At 71.6% G+C, this 11,725-nt stretch carries 12 protein-coding genes; 6 read left to right on the top strand and 6 right to left on the bottom strand.

Going from position 1 to position 11,725, the window contains the following annotated elements:
* Positions 1 to 30 precede the first annotated feature (30 nt).
* Entirely contained in the window at positions 31 to 435 is a 405-nt protein-coding gene (locus tag ACFYU0_RS21710) for a hypothetical protein (RefSeq protein ID WP_351664855.1), read from the bottom strand.
* A 431-nt stretch (positions 436 to 866) separates the two neighbouring features.
* The gene (gene rsmI / locus ACFYU0_RS21705) at positions 867 to 1,718 is read right to left on the bottom strand and encodes a 16S rRNA (cytidine(1402)-2'-O)-methyltransferase (RefSeq protein WP_389303473.1); all 852 of its coding nucleotides are present in this window, start codon (positions 1,716 to 1,718) and stop codon (positions 867 to 869) included.
* Between the two features lie 105 nt (positions 1,719 to 1,823).
* Between rsmI and ACFYU0_RS21700 the strand changes: the two genes are divergently transcribed.
* Entirely contained in the window at positions 1,824 to 3,572 is a 1,749-nt protein-coding gene (locus tag ACFYU0_RS21700) for a dolichyl-phosphate-mannose--protein mannosyltransferase (protein WP_389303471.1), read from the top strand.
* Positions 3,573 to 3,626: 54 nt separating this feature from the next.
* Here the strand turns inward: ACFYU0_RS21700 and ACFYU0_RS21695 are convergent, their stop codons facing one another.
* From ACFYU0_RS21695 to ACFYU0_RS21685, 3 genes are all read right to left on the bottom strand, one after another.
* Complete coding sequence (locus ACFYU0_RS21695; protein WP_389303468.1) at positions 3,627 to 4,793, bottom strand: PP2C family protein-serine/threonine phosphatase; 1,167 nt, start codon at positions 4,791 to 4,793, stop codon at positions 3,627 to 3,629.
* Between the two features lie 178 nt (positions 4,794 to 4,971).
* Positions 4,972 to 5,277 (bottom strand): hypothetical protein, encoded by a 306-nt coding sequence (locus ACFYU0_RS21690; RefSeq protein WP_389303465.1) that lies wholly within the window; start codon positions 5,275 to 5,277, stop codon positions 4,972 to 4,974.
* Entirely contained in the window at positions 5,277 to 5,603 is a 327-nt protein-coding gene (locus ACFYU0_RS21685) for a hypothetical protein (RefSeq protein WP_389303462.1), read from the bottom strand. The genes ACFYU0_RS21690 and ACFYU0_RS21685 overlap by 1 nt, the downstream gene beginning before the upstream one ends.
* A gap of 157 nt (positions 5,604 to 5,760) precedes the next feature.
* On the opposite strand from ACFYU0_RS21685, the gene ACFYU0_RS21680 reads away from it, so the two are divergent.
* From ACFYU0_RS21680 to ACFYU0_RS21665, 4 genes are all read left to right on the top strand, one after another.
* Positions 5,761 to 6,033: a GntR family transcriptional regulator gene (locus tag ACFYU0_RS21680; protein ID WP_351664867.1), complete on the top strand. Its 273-nt coding sequence runs from the start codon at positions 5,761 to 5,763 to the stop codon at positions 6,031 to 6,033.
* A 60-nt stretch (positions 6,034 to 6,093) separates the two neighbouring features.
* Positions 6,094 to 6,627: a chloramphenicol phosphotransferase CPT gene (cpt, locus tag ACFYU0_RS21675; RefSeq protein WP_389303459.1), complete on the top strand. Its 534-nt coding sequence runs from the start codon at positions 6,094 to 6,096 to the stop codon at positions 6,625 to 6,627.
* Positions 6,628 to 6,788: 161 nt separating this feature from the next.
* Positions 6,789 to 8,417: a penicillin-binding transpeptidase domain-containing protein gene (locus ACFYU0_RS21670; protein WP_389303456.1), complete on the top strand. Its 1,629-nt coding sequence runs from the start codon at positions 6,789 to 6,791 to the stop codon at positions 8,415 to 8,417.
* 95 nt (positions 8,418 to 8,512) lie between these two features.
* Positions 8,513 to 10,168: a penicillin-binding transpeptidase domain-containing protein gene (locus ACFYU0_RS21665; RefSeq protein ID WP_389303454.1), complete on the top strand. Its 1,656-nt coding sequence runs from the start codon at positions 8,513 to 8,515 to the stop codon at positions 10,166 to 10,168.
* 16 nt (positions 10,169 to 10,184) lie between these two features.
* On the opposite strand, the gene ACFYU0_RS21660 is transcribed toward ACFYU0_RS21665, so the two are convergent.
* Positions 10,185 to 10,523, bottom strand: a complete 339-nt coding sequence (locus tag ACFYU0_RS21660) for an SsgA family sporulation/cell division regulator (protein WP_351664875.1) — start codon at positions 10,521 to 10,523, stop codon at positions 10,185 to 10,187.
* 148 nt (positions 10,524 to 10,671) lie between these two features.
* On the opposite strand from ACFYU0_RS21660, the gene ACFYU0_RS21655 reads away from it, so the two are divergent.
* On the top strand, positions 10,672 to 11,724 hold the full coding sequence (locus ACFYU0_RS21655) for an energy-coupling factor ABC transporter permease (RefSeq protein ID WP_389303450.1): 1,053 nt from the start codon (positions 10,672 to 10,674) through the stop codon (positions 11,722 to 11,724).
* The last annotated feature ends 1 nt before the right edge of the window (position 11,725 follow it).

Genomic DNA, 11,725 nt, shown 5'->3' with positions numbered 1-11,725 from the left:
GGGGCAGGTCCGGGCGGTCGGCCCGTCGGCTCAGCTCGCCCTGCGCTGGAAGGGGTGGAGGAGGTCGGACAGGTGCCAGTGGTGCGGTTCGGCGGCGTCACCGGGGACCCGGGGCGCCTCGACGGGACCCGCCGGCGGCACCCGGTGGTGGCGCCCCTCGGCCACCCCGCGCACCGAGGAGACCTGTCCGGCGCGCATGATCCGCACGACACGGCCGTCGCAGTTGTGGCAGGCGGGGCGGCTCAGCGGGGACGGCACGACCCGGCCCTCGGCCACGTACATCACGTACTCCTGGCCGTCGCCGTCCAGGTGGTGCTCTATCTCGTACGACTGCTCCCAGCCGAACCCGCACCTCATACAGGCGAAGGCGTACGACTCGTGAACGACGGCGGTGGCGGTGCCGCGAAGGCCTGTCCGTCCTGCGATCTCACTCATGCCAGCTCCAGTTGTCCGCTGGACAGGCACCCCGGCGAGGGTTCCCTGCGGTCCCGGGGTGCGGGACGGGGTGCGTCCCTGCGACCAGTGGACGCCCTTCACCGGCGCGAACGCATCAGGCCTGTCGAGTGTTGGAGGCGTTTTGGGCACTCCTTGCCGGAACGGGCCCGGACGGGCGCTTCGGGCTTTGCCTTGTGTGCCGCCCCTTTGCCCCGCGTTGGGGCGTGCGCTCAGCGGAGAAGAGCCCTGCTCAGAGCGCGAGTGCGCTCCGGTGCGGCCGTCGCCGCCCGCGGGCGTCCGCGTGACGCCGGGCCGCCCCGGTACACCTGCTCGGCGTCGGGGCGCGGTGCGGGCGCTGCCGTGAAGTACGCCGAGTCGCTGTAGCTGCACCTGGCACCGCCGGGCGCCAAGCCGTAACCGGGTCGGGCCGGCTAGACGGTCCCCTCCCTCTTGGCCTCGACCACCGCGTCGAAGACCACCCTCTTGGGCAGGCCGGCCTCCACCGCCACCGCCGCGATCGCCTCCTTGCGCCGTTCCCCGGCCTCCTCGCGGATGCGCACCCGGCGGACCAGCTCGCCGGCGTCCAGTTCCTCGGGGCCGGTCTCTGCGGCGCCCTCCACCACGACGGTGATCTCCCCGCGGACGCCGTCGGCGGCCCACTGCGCCAGCTCGGCGAGCGGGCCGCGCCGCACCTCCTCGTACGTCTTGGTCAGCTCGCGGCAGACGGCGGCCCGCCGGTCCGCGCCGAACACCTCGGCCATCGCGGCGAGGGTGTCGTCGAGCCGGTGCGGGGCCTCGAAGTAGACGAGCGTGCGCCGCTCACCGGCGACCTCGCGCAGCCGGGACAGCCGCTCGCCCGCCTTGCGCGGCAGGAAACCCTCGAAGCAGAACCGGTCGACGGGCAGCCCGGACAGGGCGAGGGCGGTGAGCACGGCGGACGGCCCCGGCACGGCGGTGACCTTGATGTCCTGCTCCACCGCGGCGGCGACCAGCCGGTAGCCGGGGTCGGAGACCGACGGCATGCCGGCGTCCGTCACCAGCAGCACGCGCGCGCCGCCGAGCAGCTCCTGGACCAGTTCGGGCGTGCGGGCGGACTCGTTGCCCTCGAAGTACGACACGACGCGGCCCTTGGGGGTGACGCCCAGCGCCTGGGTGAGCCGGCGCAGCCGCCGGGTGTCCTCGGCGGCGACGAGGTCGGCGCCGGCCAGCTCCTCGGCCAGCCGGGGCGGCGCGTCCGCGATGTCGCCGATGGGGGTACCTGCGAGGACAAGGGTTCCAGTCACTCCCCCATCCTCGCAGGGACCGCCGGGCGGACGGGAAGGCGACCGTGTCCCGACCGGTACCGGCATGCACGGGACTCACACAGAACGTTTCCCTACGATGGCGCGGTGACCAGTACCGCGTCCTCCATGGACCTCCGGCCGGGCCAGGCACCGCACGACCAGCGGCCGACGTGGCAGCAGCGGCTGCGCCGATTCGGGTACGCACCGGCGGGGGACGTGCCCGCGGGCGACGTGCGCGACCGGCTGGTTCCGCCGTACAACGAGCCGAGCCCGCGCCTGTGGCAGGTGCTGGGCGTGCCGCCGGTCCTGGCCGGGCGGCTCACCCGGTGGTCGGGCTGGGGCGGTCCGCTGCTGGTGACGCTGATGGCGGCCCTGATGCGGTTCTGGCACCTGGGCAGCCCGCGCGCGGTGATATTCGACGAGACGTACTACGCCAAGGACGCCTGGGCGCTCGTCCACCGCGGCTTCGAGGTCAACTGGGACAAGAACGCCAACGACGCGGTGCTGCAGACGCACGGGCACCTCGCGATCCCCACGGACGCGGCGTACGTCGTGCATCCGCCGGTCGGCAAGTACGTCATCGGCCTGGGCGAGCTGGTGTTCGGGTTCGACCCGTTCGGCTGGCGGTTCATGACCGCCCTGCTGGGGACGCTCTCCGTGCTGCTGCTGTGCCGGATCGGGCGCCGGATGTTCCGTTCGACGTTCCTCGGCTGCCTGGCGGGCGCGCTGATGGCGGTGGACGGCCTGCACTTCGTGATGAGCCGTACGTCGCTGCTGGACGGCGTGCTGATGTTCTTCGTGGTGGCCGCGTTCGGCTGCCTGGTCGTCGACCGGGACAGGTCCCGGGCGAGGCTGGCCGCCGCGCTCCCGGTCGACGCGGACGGCCGCGCCCGCCCGGACGCGGACGTCGCCGACACCCTGCGCCTCGGCTGGCGGCCCTGGCGCTGGGGCGCGGGGCTGATGCTGGGCCTGGCGATCGGCACCAAGTGGAACGGCCTGTACATCCTGGCCGCGTTCTGCGTGCTGGCGGTGCTGTGGGACGTCGGCGCCCGCAAGGTGGCCGGCGCCCACCACCCGTACCTGGCGGCGCTGAAGCACGACACGGGCATCACGTTCCTCGCGACGGTCCCGGTCGCGATCGGCGTCTACCTGCTTTCCTGGCTCGGCTGGATCCTCTCCCCGGCCGACGGCACCGGCGGCTACTTCCGCAACTGGGCGGCGACCGACGGCAGGGGCGGCCACTTCACCTTCCTGCCGGACTGGCTGCGCAGCCTGTGGCACTACGAGCACGAGGTCTACAAGTTCCACGTCGGCCTGTCGACGCCGCACACCTACCAGTCCAACCCGTGGAGCTGGCTGGTCCTGGGCCGCCCGGTCTCGTACTTCTACGAGTCCCCGTCCCCCGGCGCCGACGGCTGCCCGGCCGACGCGGGCGAGAAGTGCGCCCGCGAGGTACTGGCCATCGGCACCCCCGTGCTGTGGTGGGCGGGCATCGCCGCCCTCCTGTACGTTCTCTGGCGCTGGGCGTTCCGCCGTGACTGGCGGGCGGGCGCGATCGCCTGCGGCATCGCGGCCGGCTACCTGCCCTGGTTCATGTACCAGGAGCGGACGATCTTCCTCTTCTACGCGGTCGTCTTCCTCCCCTTCCTCTGCCTGGCCCTCGCCATGCTCATCGGCGCGATCATCGGCCCCCCGGGCTCCACGGACACCCGCCGCCTGATCGGCGCCTCCACGGCGGGCGTACTGGTACTGCTGATCGCCTGGAACTTCATCTACTTCTGGCCGCTGTACACGGGCACGGCGATCCCGATCGACGACTGGCGGTCGCGGATGTGGCTGGACACCTGGGTCTAGCTGGGCGTACGCGCCAAGACGGCCCGGCACTCCGCCGGGCCGTCCTGGTCGCCGTCACCCCGCGTCTGCCCCTCCGGGAGGTGTGCGCGGCAGGCCGTCGAACCGGTCGGCGACGATCATCGCCACGTCGTCCGCCAGGTCTCCGCCGGTGTGGCGGGTCAACGCCTGGTGCAGTCGCTCCAGGAACTCCGGTGGGGTGGGGCCGGCGCCTATCCCCTCCATGGCCTCTGGCAAGGCGAAGAATTCGCCGTAGCGATCGCGCGCCTCGATCACGCCGTCGGTGTACAACAACAGACGGTCGCCGGGGAGGAACGCATAGCTCTCAGGCTTCTCGGGGAGGCCGGTGATGAGGTCTTCGAGGCCGAGCGGCGGCGTCTCCAAGCTCGGCGCCAGGGGTGCGGCCCTGCCCTGGTGCAGCAGCAGCGGTGGTGGATGTCCACGGTTGACCAGTTGCACCATGGGCTGGTCCGGCACCTGGGCGATGAGCGCCGTGGTGAACCCTTCCAGCAGAACCTCCGGCCCGTACGCACCGGGCACGGAGATCTCCCGTCGCAGGGCAGCGGCGCAGCGGTTCATGACCTCCACCAGGTCCTCCTCGTAGTGCACGGCTTCCCGGAACGCGCCCAGCGCCACCGCGACGGCTCGCACCGCGGACAGTCCCTTGCCCCGCACGTCCCCGACGATCAACCGAACTCCGTAGCGTGTCTGCACGGCCTCGTACAGATCACCGCCCACCCGTGCCCCGGTCCCGGCCGCAAGACACAGGCTGCCGGCCCGCAGCGGGCCCAGGCGCGCGGGCACGGCCCGAAGTACGACCTCCTGGGCCGCCACCGCGATACGGCGGACCTGGTCGAGCTCTCTCCGCCTGCGCTTCTGCATGGCGCGGCTGGTGATGAACCCGGCCACGGAGACCAAGGCGAGAGCCAGGAAGTTGCTGTAGACCTGCAGGGTGCCCCACGCCCCATTGACGGTCGCGGTGGTGACACTGATCGCCAGCGCGAGGACCGCCGCCGCGGTGGTGCCCTTGGGCCCCAACGCCACTGCTGCCAGGGCGGGGACCGCGGTGAGAAAGGGGCCCGTGTAGATGAAGTGCGCAGGCGTGAGCTCGATGACCAGTACGGCCAGCGCGATCAAGAAAGGCACACACTGCATCAGCGTGAAGAAGGCCCGGTGATGACCGCCTGCTCCCGGCCACGCGAGTGAGCGCAAGAGCGACTTCATGCACCAAGCCTGCCTCGCTGGAAAGCAGGGCTCCACCCGGCCGACTGCCCTGGACGGCCCGGAAGCCGGCCGGGCCCATTAACAGACCGCGCAGTAGGTGTGGCGTTTGACCTGCGGGCACCTCCGGGGGGCGCGGCAGCATGCCGTGCCCCCCGGACCGTCACCGCGGCCCTCGCGTCTACTCGGTGTCGGCGTCGCCCGGCACCGGAAGGCGGCGGCCGCGGGACTCGGCTACGCGTAGTGCGTCGGCCAGGCATTCCGAGAGCCGGATCGCGGTGTAGCGGACCTCGACGTTCGGGGACAGCGGGTCACCGAGCAGTTTCCGGGCCGCGACCAGCACCTCCAGGCCTTCGGACAGTTGCAGGTCCTCCGTCTCGTCGGCAAGTCGCGAGAGGTAACCGCCCTCGCCGGCGGTGGCGAGGAAACAGGGTTTGCCCTCCGGTGACGACCAGGGGAGCAGCCTGAGCTTGGTGCGGGGGTCCATCAGGCCGCAGTCCTCTCCGCGCCGATCACGTGCTGGTCGAGGTCGATGCCGAAGTCGGCGGCGAGGACAAGGACGCGGCGGCGATGCCGTTGACGTGCCCTTTCCTGCTCGTGGGCCGTGAGGTAGGGGCGGACGAGCCGGGATTCGGAGCCGTCCAGGGGGAGGTGGAGGCAGTACGGCGAGCGGTGGATGGGGAGGCGGAGGGAGCGGGTGGGGCGCCTGGGCAGGGGCTGAGGAGGGCGGGGGTCCCCGGCTCGGTGGGCTCCGGTGCCCGGGCCGAGGAGAAGGGCCAGCCAATGGGCGAGGCGGCGGATAAGGTCGTGCATGTCGGCGCTCCTAGGAAGCGTTGGCCGCGCCCCGGGAGGTCTAGCCACCTCGCCGGGGTCTTACGGTCCAGAACGTATACCGGCATGTAGTCCTCTACATACAAGTACAGAGGGATCCATCCGAACGTGTAGGTGTAGTCATGCCTACGTTGGACGTATGAGCGATACAGAGGAGCCGAAGCCGGCTCTCGACCCGATGAGCGCGAGGCCGCTTTACATCCAGCTCGCCGACGTCATCGCGAAGCAGATCGCGACCGGGAAGCTGGCGCCGGACAGGCCGATCCCCTCGGAGAACCACCTCGCGGAGGAGTACGGGGTCGCCCGGCTCACCGCACGGCGCACCGCGCAGGAACTCCGCGAAAGAGGCCTCATCGTCACAGTTCGCGGCAAGGGCTCCTTCGTCGTGGAACAGCCGCCGACCGCCCACTGACGGCCCCACGGCCCCCGATATTCCGTTTCGGGCCCGGCCCCATCCCCCTACCGTGACCCCGTGACGACTCAAGTGATCGTGCTCAACGGTGGGTCCAGTTCGGGGAAGTCCGGGATCGTGCGGTGTCTTCAGGCGGTGCTGCCGGGGGCGTGGCTGGCGTTCGGGACGGACACGTTCGTCGACGCGTTGCCGGGGTCCATGCGGGCCGGGGACGGGGGGATCGGGTTCGGGGCGGACGGCGAGGTGGTCGTCGGCGCGGAGTTCCGGGAGCTGGAGGCGGCCTGGATCGAGGGCGTCGCCGCGATGGTGCGGGCGGGGGCCCGAGTCGTCGTGGACGAGGTGTTCCTCGGCGGGGCGGAGTCGCAGGGGCGGTGGCGGAAGGCGCTGGACGGGCTCGGGGTGTTGTGGGTGGGGGTCCGGTGCGATGCCGGTGTGGCCGCGGGGCGCGAGGTCGCGCGGGGTGACCGGGTCGCCGGAATGGCCGCTTCGCAGGCGGAGCTTGTGCATAGGGGGGTGGTCTACGACCTCGAAGTGGACACCACTCACGCCGAGTCGATGGAGTGCGCACGCACTATTGCCGCACATGTCGGCTGATCGCCCGTACGGCGACGTCTCTGTTAGGACAACAATCGGCAACCGCGGCCACAACAGCCCCGCAACCGCTTACAGTTCCGCTGCGGCCTGCTTTTGAACGCGTTCAGGAAACTTCCGGGCGCGGCAGGTCCCAACGGGGTGACGGGGAGAGGGAGCGCCTGATGCGCAGCGGAGTGAAGGCCGGGGTCATAGGCGGGGTGTGCGCGGTGATGCTGGGGGGCGCCGGTTACGGCGCCTACAACATCCTGTCCGCGCTGAGCGGCGACGGGGGCACGGGGGCCGCCGCCGTCCGGACCGGGCCGCCCAGCCGGGACGAGGTGAAGGACACCACGGGGAGGTTCTTCGCCGCGTGGGAGAAGGGGGACGCCGCGACGGCCGCGTCGTACACCAACTTCCCGGAGAAGGCCCGGGACTTGCTGACGGCGTACCGGAACGACGCCCACCTCACCAAGGTGCGCGTCACGCCCGGCGCGGCCACCGGCGCGACCGTGCCGTTCACGGTCCGGACAACGGTGTCGTACCAGGGGAAGACCCGGCCGCTCGAGTACGAGAGCAGGCTCACCGTCGTGCGCGGCGAGACCTCGCACCGCGCGCTGGTCGACTGGCAGCCCTCCGTCGTGCACCCCCGGCTGCGCGCCGGCGACACCCTCGCGACCGGTGAGGCCGCGGCGCCCGAGATCGAGGCGGTGGACCGCGACGGGCAGGTGCTGACGCAGGAGAAGTACCCCTCGCTCGGCCCGGTCCTGGACGAGCTGCGCAAGAGGTACGGCGACACGACGGACGGCAAGCCCGGCGTGGAGCTGGTCATACGCCACCAGGGGGCCGGCGAGGAGAGCCCGGCCGACACCACCCTGCTCACCCTGGCCAAGGGCAGGCCCGGCAAACTGCGCACCACGCTCAGCGCGAGCGCGCAGACGGCGGCGGAGACGGCCGTGCGGAAGTACCCGGACGCGTCCGTCGTGGCCGTGAAGCCCAGCACCGGCGAGATCCTGGCCGTCGCCAACCACCGTGAGGACGGCTTCAACGCGGCCCTGCTCGGCACCCGCCCGCCCGGCTCCACCATGAAGATCATCAGCGCGGCGGCCCTCATCGACAGCGGTCTGACCAGCGCGAACGGCAAGGCTCCGTGCCCGCCGACCGCCGTCTGGCAGAGCCAGACGTTCCACAACCTCAAGAACATGCCGCCGAACGAGAACGCCACCCTCTCGGAGAGCTTCGCCCGCTCCTGCAACACGGCGTTCGTGAAGTTCGCCGACGACCTCGGGGTGGACGGCCTCACCAAGGAGGCGCAGGACCGGTTCGGCATCGGGCGGAACGACTGGAAGATCGGCGTGCCGTCCTTCGACGGCCGGGTGCCCGCCTCCGGCGGACCGGACACGGCGGCCGGTCTCATCGGCCAGGGCCAGGTGCAGATGAGCCCGCTGAACATGGCCTCCGTCACGGCGACCGCCATGACCGGCGCCTTCCGGCAGCCGGTGATCGTGCCGCTGGCCCTGGACCACCGGGAGCCGGCCCGCGCCCGCGGACTGTCGCAGAGCACCGTCCAGCAGCTGCGCGCGATGATGAACCGCACCGCGACCAGCGGCACCGCGGCCACCGTGATGTCGGGGCTCGGCGGGAGCATCGGCGCGAAGACGGGTTCGGCCGAGTCCGACGGGCAGGAGAAGTCGGACAGTTGGTTCGCCGGGTACCGCAACGACGTGGCCGCCGCCGCGATGGTCCAGGACGGCGGGCACGGCGTCGACGCGGCCGGGCCGATTGTCGCAGGCGTGCTACGGACCGCGGGCTGACGTCACCCGCGCGGCCGGGGACTTTAGGCTGGTCGGCGTCGTTGGGGTGTGCGGGGCGCGGGAACGCCGGTGAAGGCGCGGAGGAACTGAGGGCTGTGGGCAAGAGAAGGCGCGTCGCCGAGCGGCGGAGGAACAGACCGGTGATGCTCGGCGGGATGATCGCCGTGGTCGTCGGCGGTGCCGGGATCGGCGCCTACGCGCTGTACGGCGGCGGGGCGGCGGCCGACGACCGGCCGTCCCGCCCGGCCGTCAAGACCGGCCCGCTCAGCGCCGTCGAGGTGCGCACCGCCTCCACCCGCTTCCTCACCGCCTGGCAGCACGGCAGGGTGACCGAGGCCGCGGCCGCCACCGACGACCCGGCCGCCGCGGCGGAACTGCTCACCGGCGCCGCCGAGGACGCCCACCTGAAGGACGTCACGCTCACCCCCGGCAAGGCCGCCGGCGCCAGGGTGCCGTTCTCGGTCAAGGCGACGGTGTCGTACAAGAGCACCGGCAAGCCGCTCGGCTACGACAGCTCGCTGACGGTCGTGCGGCGCAAGAGCGACGGCGAACCGCTGGTCGACTGGCACTCCTCGGTCGTCCACCCGGACCTGAAGGACGGCGACCGGCTCGTCACGGGCGCGTCCGGCACCCCGCCGGTGACGGCGCTGGACCGCGACGGCGGGGAGCTGACGGCCGCGCGGTTCCCCTCGCTCGGCACCGTGCTGGACGGGCTGCGCGAGAAGTACGGCAAGACCGCGGGCGGCAAGGCGGGCGTAGAGCTGCGCGTGGTGCGCGGCAAGGCGTCCAAGGCGGCCGAGCTGTCCGACAAGACGCTGCTGGAGCTGAGCAAGGGCACGCCGGGGACCGTGCGCACGACGCTCAGTCCGGCCCTGCAGGCGACCGCCGAGCGGCAGGTCGGCAAGCAGGACCGGGCCTCGGTGGTGGTCGTGCGGCCCTCGACCGGGGAGATCCTCGCGGTCGCCAACAGCGGGCACGGCTTCAACACCGCCTTCCAGGGCTCGCTGGCGCCCGGCTCCACGATGAAGGTCATCACCTCGTCGCTGCTGATCGACAAGGGCCTGGCCTCGGTGGACGAGAAGCACCCGTGCCCGAAGACGTTCACCTACGGCGGCTGGAAGTTCCACAACGACGACGACTTCGAGATCAAGGGCGGCACGTTCAAGGCGAGCTTCGCCCGCTCCTGCAACACCGCCTTCATCAGCCAGGCGAAGAAGCTGGAGAACGACGACCTGACCAAGCAGGCCCAGCAGGTGTTCGGCCTGTCCATGAACAACTGGGCGATCGGCGTGCCGACCTTCGACGGCTCGGTGCCGGTGCAGTCGGCGGCGCAGATGGCGGCGTCGCTGATCGGCCAGGGCGGGGTACGCATGAACCCGCTGAACATGGCCTCGGTCGCCGCGACCGTGCAGTCGGGCGGCTTCCACCAGCCGTACCTGGTCTCCCCGTCCGTCGACCACCGCAAGCTGGCCACCGCGTCCCGCACGCTGTCCGGCAGGACGCTGGGCCAGTTGCGGGAGCTGATGCGGTACACGGCGGCCTACGGCACCGCCGCCGAGGCCATGTCCGGCCTGGGCCCCGACTACGGCGCGAAGACCGGCTCGGCGGAGGTCGACGGGCAGAAGAAGCCCAACGGCTGGTTCACCGCGTACCGGGGCGACCTCGCGGCCGCCGGGGTCGTCCAGGCGGGCGGGCACGGCGGTGACACGGCCGGGCCGATCGTCGCGGCGCTGCTGAAGCAGGGGAGCTGAGCGCCACCGGCTCGGCTCAGCTCACCACCGGTTCGGCCCGGTAGGTGCGGAGCAGAAAGTTGATCAGCGCCTTCGACTCGAACTGCACCACCGAGACGCCGCCGTCGTCGTGGAACTCGACGACCGCCTGGACGCGTCCGCACGGCCACACCCGTACGTCGCCGCTGGCGGCGGGTGCGGTCAGGCCCTGTTCGAGCAGGTCGCGGGAGCAGGTCCACTCCTGCGTTCCGGGCAGACCGATGCGCACGGACCGTGGATCGCGGTCGGGGTCGTAGCGCAGGACGACGGGTACCGCCCCCGGATCCTCCTCGTCCGTGACGATATGGGCGCGCGCGTACTGCTCGACTACAGACATCGGACCGCCCTTTCACGCTCAGTCACTGAAGCGAGAGTTATACCTCCGCTTCTTCTCTAATGTCCCATATTTTCCGATTTGCACATCCGGGAGACGGAAACGACGTCTCTCTTGCAAACCCTTCGCAACAAGGCCCTAAAATCGTACGGTGCACGTACCTGACGGATTCATCAACGCCCCTGTCTCCGCCGTCACCGGAGTGGTCGCCGCCGGCGCCATCGCGGTGAGCCTGCGGGGTGCCCGCCGCGAACTCGACGAGCGCACCGCTCCACTGGCCGGTCTCGTGGCCGCGTTCATCTTCGCCGTACAGATGCTCAACTTCCCCGTGGCGGCCGGAACAAGCGGCCATCTGCTCGGAGGAGCGCTCGCCGCGATACTCGTCGGCCCCTTCACGGGCGTGCTCTGCGTGTCCGTCGTGCTGCTCATGCAGGGCGTTCTCTTCGCGGACGGCGGTCTCACCGCGCTCGGCGTGAACATCACCGATATGGCGATCGTCACCACGGTCGTGTCCTACGCGGTCTTCCGCGGACTGCTCGCCGTGCTGCCCCGCAAGCGGCGCTCGGTCACCGTCGCCTCCTTCGTCGCCGCGCTGGTCTCGGTGCCGGCCGCCGCCGTCGCCTTCACGCTCATGTACGCCGTGGGCGGCACCACCGACGTCTCCATCGGCAAGGTGGCGACCGCGATGATCGGCGTCCATGTGCTGATCGGCCTCGGCGAGGCCGTGATCACCGCCCTCACCGTGGGCGCCGTGGTCGCCGTGCGCCCTGACCTGGTGCACGGCGCGCGGGGGCTGCGGCAGCGTCTGCGGCTGCGGGTGAACGGCGAGCTGGTGGACGCCCCCGCGCCGACCGCGCCGGTGGCGGCACGCGCCTCCCGGCGCACCCTGTGGCTGACCGGCCTGGTCACCTCCCTGGTCCTCGCCGGCTTCGTGAGCTTCTACGCCTCGGCGAACCCCGACGGCCTGGAGAAGGTCGCGCACGACCAGGGCATCGACAAGAAGACCGAGAAGCATGCCTCGTCCGACTCCCCGCTCGCCGACTACGGCGTCAGGGACGTCTCCGACTCCCGGCTGTCCGGCGGCCTCGCGGGCGTGATCGGCGTCGGCGTCACCGTCGTCGCCGGAAGCACGGTGTTCTGGGCGGTGCGCAGGCGCCGCGACGCGGACGTCTCCCCCGCCTCCACCGCGAGCACGGGCGCCTGAC

It is taken from the genome of Streptomyces sp. NPDC003720, from assembly GCF_042875075.1.
Taxonomy (GTDB): domain Bacteria; phylum Actinomycetota; class Actinomycetes; order Streptomycetales; family Streptomycetaceae; genus Streptomyces.
Note: the sequence above shows the minus strand (reverse complement) of the source record. Positions and strands in the feature narration are given on the sequence as shown.

What these genes read in the sequence shown, in the direction of transcription:
- ACFYU0_RS21670 (WP_389303456.1), top strand. Translation starts at nt 6,789, where the DNA reads ATGCGCAGCGGAGTGAAGGCCGGGGTCATAGGCGGGGTGTGCGCGGTG.
- ACFYU0_RS21660 (WP_351664875.1), bottom strand. Translation starts at nt 10,523, where the DNA reads ATGTCTGTAGTCGAGCAGTACGCGCGCGCCCATATCGTCACGGACGAG.
- ACFYU0_RS21685 (WP_389303462.1), bottom strand. Translation starts at nt 5,603, where the DNA reads ATGCACGACCTTATCCGCCGCCTCGCCCATTGGCTGGCCCTTCTCCTC.
- ACFYU0_RS21710 (WP_351664855.1), bottom strand. Translation starts at nt 435, where the DNA reads ATGAGTGAGATCGCAGGACGGACAGGCCTTCGCGGCACCGCCACCGCC.
- ACFYU0_RS21690 (WP_389303465.1), bottom strand. Translation starts at nt 5,277, where the DNA reads ATGGACCCCCGCACCAAGCTCAGGCTGCTCCCCTGGTCGTCACCGGAG.
- ACFYU0_RS21695 (WP_389303468.1), bottom strand. Translation starts at nt 4,793, where the DNA reads ATGAAGTCGCTCTTGCGCTCACTCGCGTGGCCGGGAGCAGGCGGTCAT.
- ACFYU0_RS21680 (WP_351664867.1), top strand. Translation starts at nt 5,761, where the DNA reads ATGAGCGATACAGAGGAGCCGAAGCCGGCTCTCGACCCGATGAGCGCG.